Annotated in this window: 15 protein-coding genes and 2 pseudogenes; 5 read left to right on the top strand and 12 right to left on the bottom strand. The window is 65.9% G+C overall.

The features are described from left to right. Window positions 1-19 precede the first annotated feature (19 nt). The 4 genes from ACFK0J_RS14125 to ACFK0J_RS14110 form a co-directional block, all read right to left on the bottom strand. A complete protein-coding gene (locus tag ACFK0J_RS14125) occupies window positions 20-721 on the bottom strand; it encodes a cation transporter (RefSeq protein ID WP_378742837.1) in 702 nt (233 codons plus the stop codon). Continuing rightward, entirely contained in the window at window positions 718-1,035 is a 318-nt protein-coding gene (locus ACFK0J_RS14120) for an ArsR/SmtB family transcription factor (protein WP_378742835.1), read from the bottom strand. Before ACFK0J_RS14120 ends, ACFK0J_RS14125 begins: the two co-directional genes overlap by 4 nt. 60 nt (window positions 1,036-1,095) lie before the next feature. Then, window positions 1,096-2,412 carry a lipase family protein gene (locus ACFK0J_RS14115; protein ID WP_378740190.1) on the bottom strand — a complete coding sequence of 439 codons (1,317 nt, stop codon included), beginning with the start codon at window positions 2,410-2,412 and terminating at the stop codon, window positions 1,096-1,098. 81 nt (window positions 2,413-2,493) lie between these two features. After that, window positions 2,494-4,188, bottom strand: a complete 1,695-nt coding sequence (locus ACFK0J_RS14110; RefSeq protein ID WP_378742833.1) for an ABC-F family ATP-binding cassette domain-containing protein — start codon at window positions 4,186-4,188, stop codon at window positions 2,494-2,496. Between the two features lie 353 nt (window positions 4,189-4,541). On the opposite strand from ACFK0J_RS14110, the gene ACFK0J_RS14105 reads away from it, so the two are divergent. Next, window positions 4,542-4,919: a hypothetical protein gene (locus tag ACFK0J_RS14105; RefSeq protein WP_378740187.1), complete on the top strand. Its 378-nt coding sequence runs from the start codon at window positions 4,542-4,544 to the stop codon at window positions 4,917-4,919. 23 nt (window positions 4,920-4,942) lie between these two features. On the opposite strand, the gene ACFK0J_RS14100 is transcribed toward ACFK0J_RS14105, so the two are convergent. Beyond that, on the bottom strand, window positions 4,943-5,152 hold the full coding sequence (locus tag ACFK0J_RS14100) for a hypothetical protein (protein ID WP_378740184.1): 210 nt from the start codon (window positions 5,150-5,152) through the stop codon (window positions 4,943-4,945). A gap of 254 nt (window positions 5,153-5,406) precedes the next feature. Between ACFK0J_RS14100 and ACFK0J_RS14095 the strand changes: the two genes are divergently transcribed. After that, the gene (locus ACFK0J_RS14095) at window positions 5,407-5,952 is read left to right on the top strand and encodes a hypothetical protein (protein ID WP_378740182.1); all 546 of its coding nucleotides are present in this window, start codon (window positions 5,407-5,409) and stop codon (window positions 5,950-5,952) included. Window positions 5,953-6,253: 301 nt separating this feature from the next. On the opposite strand, the gene ACFK0J_RS14090 is transcribed toward ACFK0J_RS14095, so the two are convergent. Together ACFK0J_RS14090 and ACFK0J_RS14085 are read right to left on the bottom strand one after the other, a co-directional pair. Then, a complete protein-coding gene (locus ACFK0J_RS14090) occupies window positions 6,254-6,919 on the bottom strand; it encodes a VC0807 family protein (RefSeq protein ID WP_378740180.1) in 666 nt (221 codons plus the stop codon). Window positions 6,920-6,933: 14 nt separating this feature from the next. Next, window positions 6,934-7,563 (bottom strand): TetR family transcriptional regulator, encoded by a 630-nt coding sequence (locus ACFK0J_RS14085; RefSeq protein WP_378740178.1) that lies wholly within the window; start codon window positions 7,561-7,563, stop codon window positions 6,934-6,936. A 147-nt stretch (window positions 7,564-7,710) separates the two neighbouring features. Here ACFK0J_RS14085 and ACFK0J_RS14080 point away from each other — a divergent pair, with 147 nt between their 5' ends. Then, window positions 7,711-8,727, top strand: coding sequence for a hypothetical protein (locus ACFK0J_RS14080; protein ID WP_378740175.1), 1,017 nt, complete (start codon window positions 7,711-7,713; stop codon window positions 8,725-8,727). Between the two features lie 3 nt (window positions 8,728-8,730). Here ACFK0J_RS14080 and ACFK0J_RS14075 read toward each other — a convergent pair whose 3' ends face one another. The 4 genes from ACFK0J_RS14075 to ACFK0J_RS14060 form a co-directional block, all read right to left on the bottom strand. After that, window positions 8,731-10,104, bottom strand: coding sequence for a serine hydrolase domain-containing protein (locus ACFK0J_RS14075; RefSeq protein WP_378740172.1), 1,374 nt, complete (start codon window positions 10,102-10,104; stop codon window positions 8,731-8,733). Between the two features lie 173 nt (window positions 10,105-10,277). Then, on the bottom strand, window positions 10,278-10,988 hold the full coding sequence (locus ACFK0J_RS14070; protein WP_378740169.1) for a hypothetical protein: 711 nt from the start codon (window positions 10,986-10,988) through the stop codon (window positions 10,278-10,280). A gap of 147 nt (window positions 10,989-11,135) precedes the next feature. Beyond that, the gene (locus ACFK0J_RS14065; RefSeq protein WP_378740167.1) at window positions 11,136-12,443 is read right to left on the bottom strand and encodes a low temperature requirement protein A; all 1,308 of its coding nucleotides are present in this window, start codon (window positions 12,441-12,443) and stop codon (window positions 11,136-11,138) included. A 73-nt stretch (window positions 12,444-12,516) separates the two neighbouring features. Continuing rightward, entirely contained in the window at window positions 12,517-12,804 is a 288-nt protein-coding gene (locus ACFK0J_RS14060; RefSeq protein WP_378740165.1) for a hypothetical protein, read from the bottom strand. Window positions 12,805-12,948: 144 nt separating this feature from the next. On the opposite strand from ACFK0J_RS14060, the pseudogene ACFK0J_RS14055 reads away from it, so the two are divergent. Then, a pseudogene (locus tag ACFK0J_RS14055) lies at window positions 12,949-13,257 on the top strand (LysR family transcriptional regulator); the annotation flags it as partial. Window positions 13,258-13,390: 133 nt separating this feature from the next. After that, a pseudogene (locus ACFK0J_RS14050) lies at window positions 13,391-13,603 on the top strand (SDR family oxidoreductase); the annotation flags it as partial. Here ACFK0J_RS14050 and ACFK0J_RS14045 read toward each other — a convergent pair. After that, window positions 13,557-13,994, bottom strand: coding sequence for a hypothetical protein (locus ACFK0J_RS14045; protein WP_378742831.1), 438 nt, complete (start codon window positions 13,992-13,994; stop codon window positions 13,557-13,559). The pseudogene ACFK0J_RS14050 and the gene ACFK0J_RS14045 overlap by 47 nt on opposite strands. Window positions 13,995-14,096 lie beyond the last annotated feature (102 nt).

The following is a 14,096-nucleotide window of genomic DNA, read 5'->3' as shown; positions in this document are numbered from 1 at the left end:
CGACCCCGACCGGTATCGCTCAATCGCAGCAATCGCAGGCGTCGGTCTTGCTGTCAGTGCCCGGCACCCGGCCGATAGGGCTGGGGCAGCAGGTATCGCCCTTCCAGGCGTTGATGCCCTCTTTGACCGCGATCACCGCGATCACCAGCGCGGCGATCGGATCGGCCCACGACCAGCCGAACAAGCTGTTGAGCAACAACCCCACCAGCAGCACCGCCGACAAATAGGTGCACAACAAGGTCTGCTTGGAATCCGCGACGGCCGACAGCGAGCCGAGTTCGCGCCCGGCGCGGCGCTGGGCCCATGACAGCACCGGCATGACAGCCAAACTGACTGCGGCCAAACCGATTCCGACCGGACTGTGCCGGGCCTCCGCTATCCCCAGCAAGGCCCGGATCGCATCGACCGTGACATACGCGGCGAGGCCGAAGAACGAGAACGCGATGATCCGCAGCGCGACCTTCTCCCGGGCTTCGGGATCCCGACCGGCGAATTGCCACGCCACCGCGGCCGCCGACGACACCTCGATCACCGAGTCGAGACCGAAGCCGATCAACGCCGTCGAGGACACCCGAGTGCCCTCGACCAGGGCGATGATCGCCTCGACCACGTTGTAGCTGATCGTCGCGGCGACGAACCAGCGGATCCGCTTCGCCAGCACCGCCTTCCTGGCCGGACTCGGCCCCAGCGTGACCAGCGGCATCCCGAGCTCCGACATCAGCAGCACTCCTCGGCCTCGGCGGCCGGGCAGCAGGCCGGGTCGACCGCGAGCACCAGCCCGACCAGGTCGTCCAGCGCACGACCGATCCGCGGATCGGCCAGCTCATACCGACTACGGCGACCCTCCGGGACCGCGACGACCAAGCCGCAACCACGCAGGCAGGCAAGGTGATTGGACAGGATCTGGCGCGACACCCCGATCTGATCCGCCAACTCCGATGGATAGCCCGGCGCGGTGCGCAGGCTCAGCAGAATCTGCGTCCGCGTCGAGTCCGACAGCGCGTACCCGAAGCGGGACAGCGCGTCACGATGCATCAAGAGGTCCACACCCCGGACGATACAGCCATTTCTGTATTCAGGAAAGTCTGTACTCGTCTAGCCGGGCAGCTGGAAGTCCGCCTTGAACCGCGGGCCCGGCGGCAGACCGCGCAGCACCGCACTGATCCAGGCCACCGCGGGCGGCCAGCCCGCACCGGCGTTGACGATGTGCTCGGGCAACGGCATGGTGTAGAACCGCAGGTCGGCGCCGCGGTTCCAGTAGTCGTTCACCACCGGCAGCACCACCGACGCGGGGATCAGCTCATCCCAGATCCCGTGCCACCAGAAGATCGGGCTGTCCGGAATATGCTGGCCCAGACTCTGTTCCCGCAGCACCCGCATCACCCCGGGAACGGATTCCAGCGTCATGCCGGGCTGGTAGTAGTCGCTGATGGGCCGATACATGCCGGACAGCGCGATCGTGTACACGCAACGACTCTGCATATCCCGCAGAATCGCTTGACCTTCCTTGTTCAGCAGCTTTGTCGCATCGAATTCCTCGGGGAACTCCTTGGACAGCCCGGCGAAGCCGAGCCACATGGTGAAGTTGCTGATTCCGGCGAGCCCGGGTTGCTGTTCGGTCGCATACCGTGCCTGCAACTGGAGGTCACCGGGGGTGCCGCCGATCGCGGTACCGAGCAGTCGTACGTCGGGCGCGTAGCTTTCGCGCAATTCGGCGGCGCGGATCGAACCCGAGCCACCACCGGAGTAGCCGTACAGCGCGATTCCGGAATCCGTAAGACCCAGCGCCGCATCATTTTTCATGGCGCGGAGGCTGTCCAACACCATCTTGCCCTCGTCGAAGGTATTGAAGGTATTGAATTTGCCGTCGAAGTCCGGGACGTTGATCGCGAAACCCTGCGCCAGCCAGAATTGCGCCAGCGCGGCTTCTTTCATGGTGCCGACCTGCAGCGTGTACGACGGGTTGCATGCCGAGTTGGTCGAGTCGATCGCCTCCTGGAACGAAACAACCGGGCGCGGGCTGCCCGACCAGGGAATGCCCGGCGTGATCACCGAGGTGGCAGTCGCGATCGGATTGTCGCGAATGTCGTTGCTGCGGAACAACAATTGTTTGGTGTGCACCGGGAAGGGAATGCCGAGTATCCGGGTCTGCACGGTCCGCGAACGAATGATCTGCCCCGGCGCGTACGAGGCCAGGTCCGCCGGATCGTTGTACCACGGATCCTCGGCAGGCACCGGAATCGGCAGCAGATCGTAAAGCTGCGGTTCGGCCGGCAATTGCGGCAACTGATTCTGATCGGGCGGAAATGTCGGGTATGGATCACTCGTGGCCACACCGGCACTGGACGCCACCAGGCATAGCACCGCCAATGGCACCGCCGCCCAGCTGAATTTTTCACGAACCCCGAACATGCACCCTCATCTCCACGTGTGACCCAGCCCATCGGTACCCGGACAGGTGACAGTAGACACCGGTGTGAGATCGTTCCGCTATCAACATTCGCCCAGCTTTGTCGGTCGGTCGTTGTGCACATACCTAAATGGGTTTCCGAGCGAAAGATGGGGCCACTGTGCGAGATCGGTGAGCATCTGCCGGTCGTGGGTGGCCACGACAACGGCGGCCGGAGTTTCCGATAATGCGGCGGTGAGTTCGTCGACCAGCGATACCGAAAGGTGGTTCGTGGGTTCATCGCAGAGCAGCACCATCGGGCGGGCGGCGAGTTGCATGGCGAGGTGGAGTCTGCGCTGTTGCCCTTGGGACAGTCTGCCGACAGGGGTGCGTTGCGATTGCTTCTCCAGCAGACCTGTCGATGTCAGTGGTAAGGGTTCGATGTTGTTGTGCAGGGCGAGGCTCCGGATGTGGCGGTCATAGAGCTCCTGTGCGGTCAGCTCGGGCTCCCAGGCCGGAACTTCTTGACCGATCAGGGCGACTCGGGCAGCTCCGTGCTGGTGGATGCTGCCGGTGGACGGTTCCAGCTCACCGGCGAGCACCGCGAGCAGCGTGGATTTGCCCGCACCGTTGGGCCCGGTGACCAGCAGACGTTCCCCCGCCTCCAGGCAAAGCGTGACGGGAGAATCCAACCGTCCTGGCACGGTGACGTTGTCGCAGCGAAGCAGCGGCGTTCCGGGTCGGACGGTCAGGTCGGGAAATCGCAGGCGCAGGGGTGGTTCGGGCACGGTGACGGTGTGCGCCTCGAGGTCGGCTCGGCGTCGTTTGAGCGCTTGAACCAGGCCCGGCGCTCGGGACTGACGCTGATGTTTGCCATGTCCTTTGTCGGGTCGCCACCCGGTGCTGAGCCGGTCGCGGGCGCCCGCGACAGCTTCCCGCAGCCGCGCGCGCTCGGCGAGTTGGTCCTCGTACTCCTGTTCCCACCGGTCGCGAGCGCGGTGACGGCCCTCTTGCCAACCCGGATAGCCGCCGGCGAACAGTTGCGGACGTCCGTCCTGGCTCGGATCCAGATCCAGGAACTCGTCGGCGACATCGCGCAGGAGTGCGCGGTCGTGGCTGACGATGGCCAGTCCGCCGGGGTGGGTCCGCAGACGTTCGGTGAGGAAGTCCAATCCGCCGCGGTCGAGGTGGTTCGTCGGCTCGTCCAACAGCAGGATGTCGTGTGCGGCTCCGAGCAGGCACGCCAGCCGAACTCGATAGCGTTGCCCTACCGAGAGGGTCGCCAAGGGGCGCTCTCGGTCCGTGCACGCGTGCAGCGCCGCCAGCGCGATGTCGACGCGGCGTTCGGCATCCCAGGCATCGAGCCGGGTCGCGGCCGCCAAGGCGGCCGCGTAGGCGTCGTCGGCTCCCGGTGCTCCGTCGGCGAGCAAGATCGTCGCGGTGTCGAGTTCTCGCAATGCCCGCACGGCGGGCTCGATGGTCTCGGCGACGAGTGTGCCGACGGTCTCGGCTTCCCGAAAAGGTATGGCCTGCTGAGCAACACCGATCGTGCCGACTCGGCTGACGGTTCCGCTGTCGGGTGGCAGTAGCCCGGCGAGCACGTGCAACAGCGTGGTCTTGCCACGTCCGTTCTCCCCGACGATGGCAAGACGCGAGCGGGCCGACACCGTGACGGAGACGTCCGCCAGCACCGGTCGCGACCCGAGCGTCACCTGGATCGAGGTCGCTCGTATGTGCGCATGCGCACCCGCGGGCAGATGGTCCCTGGACGAGAAATTCTGGTGTGAAGGTGTGGACAGACTTCGGCCCACATGGAAAATAGACACTGATTCTCCGCAGCTCGAGGATGGAGCCGGGACAGCACGAAACCGCCCGGCGCGATTACCCGGACGGCGGCTTCAGTTGGATTTCAGGTCGCCGCCGTCAGCGGAGCGACCAGGGCTTCATGATCATCGCAGGGCCTATACACATGGGCGGAACCCTAACCGACACGCCAAAACGTTGCCACCGATTTATCGAGCACTGCCGCTAACCCTCGCCCAGCGGGCCTCGAGTACCGCGTTGACCTGAAGAGCTCTCCGCGTGTCCGGATCTGGTTGATTCCGGCTAGCCTTCAGCTCGAACATTTTCGACGGCTACGGAGGTCCCGACCATGCAGGCATCACCGGATCCCGCTTCCTTGTCGGCTGGGCCCGATGCGGACGATGCCGCTGCGGCAGTCCTGGACATTATCGGCCGACAAGCTTGCGCTGCAAGAGTTTTCGGCGAACCGATCACGGTCGACGGCATCACCGTCATCCCCGTTGCGCGTGCGGGCGTCGGATTCGGTGGTGCGGGCGGCGGCGTGGGCGGCGGCACTGACGTACGCCCACTCGGCTACCTCGAAATCAGTCACGGCGGCGTGCGCTACCACCCGATCCGCGATATTTGGGGCCAGGTCGTCGTGCCGCTGACCGCGCTGGCTGCCGGGCTCGCCGCACCGTGGCTGCTCCGCTCCGCGCTCGAGTTTCGCCGTCTCCGTCATCGCTGAGACGGCCGGGACCGTGCCGCTTGCTAGACCAGCTCGACCTCGTCGAAGTCGACGGTCAGGGTGTGCCGCCGCTCCCGCAGTACCCCGCCTTCGCGGTGGACGAGCCCCTCACCGAAGTCGATGCGCAACTTCGCCCTTCGGGGGTAGACCTCCCGCACGACCCCGCAGACGCCGCTGAACGGCCCCTCCGGAAAGTACACGACATCGCCTGGACCATATTCGGTAAACCCCACGCCGCCACAGTAATCCACGTCGGCAACTTCGGCTCTCAATCCCTCTTGTCAACGCGATGGCGTCCTGAACGCGCGCGCTGACTGACGCGGCATGTGCGGATGTCGAAGCGGCCTCGCCCAGAGCGTGCACGAAGATGTCCCCCTCGGATTCGTCCTGTGAGTTCCACCATAGTTCGCGGTTGTAATGAAATCTCCACGCACTCAGATGATCTGGAAGTGGCTGCCAGTTGGGCGGCCTCTAGCGCGGAGGAAATATGACCCGATCTGTTCTGCTCGCGACTGCGGCGGCCACCCTCGCGGTGGCTCTCACGGCGTGCGGTGGCGAGGGCGCCTCCGATGCCGCTCTTTCGGCATCGAGCACCGTTTCCACATCCGCTCGGGGCACAGCCCCCACCCCCGGAACCGTCGCGCCCACGGCCGAGACCACGGCGCCCGCCGTCGAGACCACCTCACCTGCCGCCGAGGAGCCGGAGCCCGCTACCTCGGCGACGCCGAAGACCACGGCCGCGCCGACGACGGCCAAACCTTGCGCCGTGGTTACCCGCGAATACCTCATCACCACGCTGCGAATGACGGCATCACCCGAGTATCCCTTGGCCGATCTCCAGAATGCGCGGTGCAGCGGGAACTACGCGACGGCGCTGAGCCAACCGGAGGGCACCCTGCACCCGGTCGTGTACATGTTCAAGTACTCCGCACCGGCGGGGTGGCGCCTGATGGGGGTCGACGACGCAATCGACTGCGTGAACAGGCACGGCGTTCCGCTCGAGGATGCCCGTGCGATCGGCTGCGCCCTCTAACAGCTCCGCTACTCGACCAGCTCCTCGCTGCGAGCCAGCCGTAGACGACATCGGCGGAGTCTTCTCCGTCGATGTCGACGCGGCCGGTGAGATCATGAGCGCACGTTGAAAGGCTTTGCAGGGCAACCATTTTAGATAGCTGACCAACGCGCGCCACGCGGCATTTCCGGACCTTGGACTTCTATCGAGTCCCGCAACAGCCCGCGTGGAACCGGCTTGTCCGCCGGAGTGGTCGTCGCTACTAGACGACGGTCTTGGGCGGGCCCGGCCATGGATGTCGAGAGGCCGCATCCGCGGTTACTCAGACCTTCAGTCCGTGTTTGGTGACGTAGATGTTGTGGAAGATCAGGACTGCGACGAGGACGGCCAACCATTGCAGGGTGCTCACCAGAGGTATCGAATCGATCGGGAGGGTGTAGGCGAGCAGTACCCGCACCAGCGCGTCCGCCGCGAAGGCCGTGCCCCACACGGCGGTCAACACGCGCAGGTGGTTGCGGAACCGGGAATCGTTGTCCCAGCGCGCATCCCACTGCCGGTAGCCTTCTTCACCGACCTTGGCTGTGACGATCGCGCGGGAGGCAGTGCGCATGAACGGGCGCTGGGTCAGCAGGGTGGCCAGAATCCACAGTCCGATGACGCCGAAGATCCAGCTGTCGCGCACCAGCAGCGTGCGGGGGTCTCCGGTGACCAGGGTCAGCACGGTGCCGATCACGATCATGGTGAGGGTGAACAGCGCGATCGTGTCGAGGCGACGCTGCCGTATCGCGTGATAAGCGAGTAACCCCCCGATGAGCAGTGCGGGGGCGATCAGCGCCAGCCACGGGTTCACTCCGGCTGCGCGCAGGGCGTAGTAACCGCCGAGTGGGATCACCAACTCCAAGGTCAGCTGGCGTAGCAGGTGACGGCGGACTGCGGCACGTTTCTGCTCCGGCGTGCGGTCGGTGGAAAGCGTGTGCGGTGCGTTCATCGGAGCTCCGGTCATCACGACTGCTCGCGGGTAGCGCGTTCGAAGAGATCGCCCAATTCGCGGGCACATGCCACGGCGTCGAAGTCGGGATCGTCCGCCGCGCGGGCAACGGCCGCGTCTCGTGCGGCCCGAATGGCCAACGCCATAACCGTGGGGTCGAAGGCCCGAAATTCCCCGGCCCGCTGCGCTTCTCGGATCCACTCCTCCTGACCGCGGGCGATTTCGGTGACCTGCTCGATCAGGCCGAACAGCCGCGGGTCGTCGGTCCGGGCGTTGGCGACAATGCTGGCGAGCGCCCGCTGGTGCTGGGGGTACTCGTCGAGCAATGCCATGTTGGCCGTGAAGTAGGCGCGCAGCCTGGCCGTGTACCCGGCCTCGGGCTCGAGCTTGGCGACGACGAATTCGGTGTTCACGCGCACGATTTCGGCCGCCACCTCGCGGATCAGCTCATTTTTGCCCCGAAAGTGATAGGAGATCATGCCGGTGCTGCTCAGCCCGGCTTGCTGCGCGATCTTCGCGAACGAGGTATTGGGAAGGCCGTGCTCGGCGATCACTTCGATCGCGGCGTCGACGATTTGCGCGCGCCGGGCCGCCTCGGTGAATGTCCGCCCGGCTTGCTTGCCCGAGCCACTTCTTGCTTGCATGAGCAAGACCGTATCGCGTTTTGCTTACACGAGCAAGATTTGACGCAGCCGAGCAACCGGCGTCCCGCCCCCGAGCCGCAAGTAGTTGGCCATCGCGCGATCACTCCCGGTTCAGCGGCGTGGCCGGCATCCGCTGTACCGTCGGGCATGACCTCCGAAGTGATCGCGAAGGCGAATTACCCAGGCGGAACTGCGGTTGCCCGTCGGTCGGTCGCGGACCGCGTGCGGGCGTGGATCGTGCTGCTGCTGGCCGCGATACCCTCCGCGGCGTTGATGACGGTGTTGCTCTACGGACTCGGCCTCGCGCTCGGAATCGGCGTTCGGGGCGTGCTCGCGGCGACCTGGTTTCTGCTGTGCACCGCCTGGAGCGCGGTGTGTTTCCGAGGCGCGGAACACCGCTGGATGGTGCGAATCTTCGGTCTGCGGGAGCCCACGTCCGACGAACAGCGCACACTGATCGCCGCATGGAAGAACGTCGCGCGCCAGGCCGACGTGCCCGCCTCGTCCTACACGCTGTGGGTACAGAAGACGGACCGGCAATTGGTGACGCCCGGGCGAATGATCACGACACCTCCCGAAGCACTGCGGCGACTCACGCCACGGGAGTTGGAAGCCGTGCTCGCTCATCAACTCGCGCAACGCGTCCAGGGACGAGTAGCGTTCTGGCAGTTGGTGTTTCGCAACTACAACTGCCCGGTGGTCGGGATCGAGCGGACGCTCATGTCGAGTCTGGATCTGATCGCCGTCGGCGACACGATCGCGCAACGCTTGCCCGCCCGGAGCTCCCGGATCTTCTCCGTCGGCTGGACCGTGCTCACCAGAATCCTCGTCGCATGTCCGGCAGTCGCGGCGGCCACCGTGATCGTGGGCCTCGCGCCGGCGTTGCTGCTGCGATTCGTTCCCGAGGTCGTGGCACTGGCATCGCGGCCGCTGGTCGCCCGCGCCGAGTACCGGACCGACCGAATCGCGGTCGACTTGGGGTACGGGCCGGAGCTCGGCGGCGTCCTGCAATCCGGTCATGTCCCACCACCCACGCAAACACCACTGAATCCGCTGTCGGTTTCGCTGTTCTCCCCGAAAACGTCACCCACTAAACGGATTCGGCGAATCCGCGACCGACTCGACGAGCTCGCGCGGCGATGGAACCCGCCCGCACCGAAGTAGTGGCTAACTCCGAGCCTGCCAGCCCGCCGGGTCGACCCCACCGGGGATCGGCTCGGCCGGTTCGTAGGGCGCGCGGGTGAACACGTAGCTCACGAGTTCCAGCCGCTGTGGCGTGCCGTCGGAGTCACGCACAACCTCCATGCGCTCACCGGCGTAGTAGCCGTCCAGCCCGGTCCAGGAGCCGTCGGCCTCCGGACGGAACCGGGACTCCCGGCCGCCGTGCGCGAGAGCCTTGAGCTCCAGCAGGCCATCGGCACGCAGGTGCAGCGCGATCGAGGCGGTGCCCCAGTACCAGGTTCCGGTGAGCGCCAACAGCTGCGGGTCCACGGTGGGTGCGGGCAGCCATTCTTCGGGCATGGTTGGTTCGTGCTCGGCGAGGATGTCCAGCATTCCGTCGGCCAGCTTGCCCCGGATGCCGCCGTAGGTGGTGTTGGACAGGAACAGCACACCGGTCTGGTCCTTGGGGTCGGCCCAGACGGTGGCGATGAACCCGGGCATCGCCCCGGTGTGACCGGCCAGTCTGCGGCCCTTGCGGCGCTGCAACTGCAGGCCCAGTCCGTACCCGGACGCCCACTCGTCGCCGTCCTCGACGGCGGCCGGCTCACGCATTTCCGCCAGCGTGTCGGCCGCGAGCACATCGCCGGCGTCGCCGCCGACGAAGGCTGCCCACCGGGCCAGGTCGTGGACCGTCGACCACAGCTGACCGGCCGCTCCCATCGCTCCGTTGTCGTGCGATGGCTCCGGTAGTGCCACGTCCGCCCAGGGGTGCACCGCCCAGCCGGTGGCGTGCGGGGCGGCGGGCGACACAGTGGTGCGAGCCATGCCCAGCGGAGCGAGCACCTCGGCGCGCAGTGCCTCGAACCAGCTTTGGCCGCGCAGCCGGGCGACCAACTCGCCCAGCGCGGCGAAGCCGACGTTGGAATAGTGGAACCGTCGACCTGCCCGATGCAACAGGGCCTGGCTGCCCGCATCGCGGTCCAGGCTGTCGGCGAGTTCCGCCCAATCCCCACCCTCGGTGCGCTCCCACCAGTCGCCGGGGGATTCCGCGCGCAGGCCGGCGGTGTGCGAGAGCAGTTGGGCGACCGTCCGGTCCCCCAGCGGCGCGCCCGGCACGTGCTTGGCCAGCGGGTCGGCCAGATCGAGCTTGCCCTCGTCGCGCAACCGCAGCACCACGGTGGCCACCATCGACTTGGTGATCGACCCGATGCGGTACTGCGTGTCGATGGTCGGTCGGCTCTCACCGACCCGCCCCCTGGCCCCCGACCAAGCCAGCTGCCCATCCCGCACCACCGCGGCGATCAGCGAGGGCACCCGATACTTCGCCTGCTCGACGGCGACCCGATGCAACAATGCCCGCTCGGTCGATGGCAACAGCATCCCGCGACTTCCCTTCTCACACTCGATAATCGGAGCTGTGCCGACTCTTGCGATCCGCGATCTCGGCAGCGCCCCGGTATGTGGTCGGGGTAGCGCCGGGTCCGGAGGCGAGATCCGGTCAAGCCGTGCACGAAACTACCGCGTTCCGCAAGTCCCCGCAGCCAGGACCGACGCTAGCGGCGATGGCCCTGTCCGGGGTCCGCGGATTCGATCTGTCTGAGCTGTGCGGCGATTGCCTTCTGGTCGTCCGACATCGTCTCCGTCGGATGCCGAATCCACCACCCAGGTCCCCGGCGCAACACCTTGCCATACAAGGTCAGGATGAGCCCGTCCTCGAAACCAGCTGCGGGAGTGCGGATATCACGCACCAAGGGATCGGCCTCGACCTCCGCGTCGAAGCGGCCCTTGCCGGGTACATACCGCGATACCGGCTCGTCCCAGCAGTCGAAGAACACCCACTGTCCAGCGTCGGCCGGGGCATAACACAACACCCGCCTTGCCACCCGCAGACTCGGTTCGCCGAAGGCGGCCTCGACCTCGCTGCGACGTACGTCGCGATCCGCCGCCCACTCGCGCAACCGGGTCATCGGCAGCCACTCGGCCGGACCGAGCAATCGATCCACCGCCAAGTATCCGAGGCGGTGATAGAACTCGGCGTACACCGACGCCACCTCGGCCGTGAACCTACGTTCCTGGCCGAAGATCGCGGCGAACGGTCCGTTTACTCCGAGCTTTCCGAAACCTCTCGACACTCCCTTGATCTGTTCACGTTCGTCGTCCCGGCCATCCAGATAACACAGATCCCCCAGCCGCCGATCGGCTACCGATTCCATCTCGCGACCGTCACGGGCATACATCTCGGGACGGGTGAACAGAAGGTCCACCTCTGTCAGCCAACGCTGTTTCAACTGTTCCGGCGATCGCACCCAGCGAGCCTAGACACCCTCGCCATCCAGGTCCAGAACGACCTTCCACCTCATACCGTCTGGCGGGCGAGCGGAACCCTTTGCCGCTCAACGCCTCCTGGTACCTCACCGATCCTCGACGACGGAGTCCGACTCGTCGCCGTCGCCGAGGGCGGAGAGCATCTGCTGCTGGTGCCGGTGTCCGACTGTTTCGTAGCCGATTACCGTGACGTAGGGCGCGAGCATCACCACGATCAGGCATATCGCGATCCCGGCTCCGAGCGCGGATAGCACTCCCGCCGCGATCAGCAGGCCCAGTGTGAGGCCGATCAACAGCAGATGGAATCGATCGACGGCGGACAGCAGGACCGTGTGCAGCAGGTACACCATCAGCAGGTAGAGACCGACGGGGATCGACAGCGAAAGGACTACCGCGAGTTCGCCGAGTTCGGCGTGATGTTCGAGGTACAGACCCGCGACATGCAGACCCGCGCCAGCACCGGCGATGCCGATGAACAGGGGAATGTGCCCATACCCGAAGAGGTATCCGCGGCGCCGACGACGCGCAAGCACCTCACCGAACGGCGTCGCGAAGTACACCCACCACATACCGAAGGTCAATCCGACACCGGCCACGACGACAGCGACAGCGTTGGCCGACCACTGCATCCCGTCCTCGCCCCCGAGCAACCCCGACGACGAGGCCACCGTGCCGACCACGCCCTCGCCGAGGGTGATGATCGCGAAGAGGCCATATCGCTCGGCCATGTGATGCGGATGCCATGGCGTCCCGCCCGCGCCCCCTTGGGTAAGTAGCGGCAGGCACAGTTCCAACAACCCGAGCACGACCACCCCGACAACGACCGCACCGATCGGCAGATGCGCGAATCCGACTATCACCCAACCGATTTGGACGACAACGATCCATCGGATGTTCGCTATCCCAACTCCACGGAACGCGGCAGACTGCCGGGCCACCCGTGCCCACTGCAGAACCATCGCCACCCGCATCACCACGTACCCGATCACCATCAGGCGCAGTTCCAGCCGCCCTCCGTGCCCGATCGAATGGAACATCGCGGGCAACCCGAGGGCGAAGACGACCACACCGACCATCTGCAGCATCGTCAGCACCCGGTAGAGCCAATCGTCGGTGTCGAAGGCCGACGCGAACCAGCTGAAACTCAACCACGCCACCACGATCGCGAACATCGCCAAGACGAATGCGGCAATCGCCGGGCCGACCCGCCCCTCCGCCAGCATCTCCGCGAACTGTGACGCCGCAGTACCCACCGCGACCACGAACGTCAGGTCGAGCAACAACTCCAGCGGCGAGGAAGCCCTACCTCGTTCCTGCGGATCACGCCCGACCATCGGCGCAATACGGTGCGCGACCGCATTGGCCACGCCATCAGAACGCTCAGTCTCATTCACCCGGGAAAGCATGCCGCAAACACCCCGCACCGCCCGCCCGGACACGCTTCGGCGAACCAACGTCCGGGTCCGCTTATCCCGCTGTCACTGCGGGGCGCTGGTCGCGCACCAGGTAGCGGACGAAGACCGCGACGGCGGCGGCGGGTACGAAGTTCAGGATCCAGAACGGGATTTCCTCGACCACGCCGTAGCCCTCATCGATCACGCCGACAGCCATGTTGCCGCTGACCAGGGCAAGCCAGACAAGAAGGAAATCCTCGGTGGCACGGCGGATACCGCGGCGCCCGAACCCCGCGCCGACGAGCAGGAACACGGCGAGGACGACGAATCCGACAATGATGATGACGGTAGTGCGGCTCATGCGGTCTCCACTTCCGGCGCCGGGGCGGCGCCTTCCTTGGTTGTACGCCGTTCTTCGAAGGTAGATCTCCGGCCCAGCTATCGGAAACAGTAAATACCTAGCTATCCACAATTGCTGCTTGTAGGTACCGGTAGCATGCCGCGCATGCTCAATCCTGCCGTGTCGCCCAGCGACGAGCCGTTGGACTCACGGCGGCTGCAGCAATTCCTGTGTGTCGCCGAATACTCCGGATTCAGCCGGGCCGCCGAGCAGTGGCATCTGAGCCAGCAGGCCGTCAGCAGTTCGGTCGCCAAGCTGGAGGCCCAGTTGGGCGTGACGCTGTTCGACCGCACCGGTCGGCAGATCCGTCTCACGACGGCTGGAGAGGCGCTGCGCGAGGGTGCGTCGGTCTTGCTGGCGGCCGGGCACGTGCTGGCCCGGCAGGTCCGTGACGCAGCGGCCGCGCAACGGCGGAGGCCGTGTGGCTGCCACATACTCGATCGGCCATCCGCGACCTCCTCACGCGATCGAAGCCGCGGGCGCCGAGGCGGTCAAGTTTCAGGCCGACCTGACCGTGCCCGCGAATGTGCGGCGGATGTTCGACACCGCCGTCAACAATGTCGCCCCCGGGCCGATGGACACCCCGTTCTTCTACCCGCAGGAAACTCCGGAGCGGGTGGAGTTCCACAAGTCCCAGGCCATGGGCGGTCGCCTCACCAGTATCCAGGACATCGCGCCGCTGGTGGGATTCCTCGCCACCGACGGCGGCTGGATCACCGGCCAGACGATCTTCGCCAACGGCGGCTACACCACCCGCTGACTCGATGCCCGCGGCGCCCGGCGGTCCAAAACCGCTGGGTGTCAGGCGCTTTCGGGTCGTGTTCGGGAGATAGCCAGGTACCGGTGGATATCGGCAAGGTCGGCGACTTCGCTGGGGCGGATCGATCGATGTTCGGCGAGGACTGTGCCCGTGGTGTCGATGAGGAACGAGCCGCCGAGTTGTCGGGCGTGATCCTTGTCTGCGAAAGAGATTCGAGTGTGCTTGCTGCCCAACCATCGCCTGAGGACCGTGGCGTGGTCGAGGCGAGCGAGGATTGACGCAGGCCGAGTCGGCGGTAAACGGTCAGGGTGGGGTCGGCCAACACCGGTACTCGCGTGTTGGATACCCGTCGGAAGTACGCTGCGGCGCGGGGTGTTCCGGCTCCGATCATGACGGGGCGAATATTTGCCGCTTGTATTTCCACCAATGCCTGATTCAGCACGTCGGCTTGGTCGTAGGCGAAGGTACTGCCGAAGTGGCGTAGGAACACCAA

Origin of the sequence: Nocardia brasiliensis (assembly GCF_042691675.1) — a bacterium.
Classification (GTDB): Bacteria; Actinomycetota; Actinomycetes; order Mycobacteriales; family Mycobacteriaceae; genus Nocardia; species Nocardia brasiliensis_D.
This window is presented reverse-complemented; position numbering and strand designations above follow the sequence as displayed.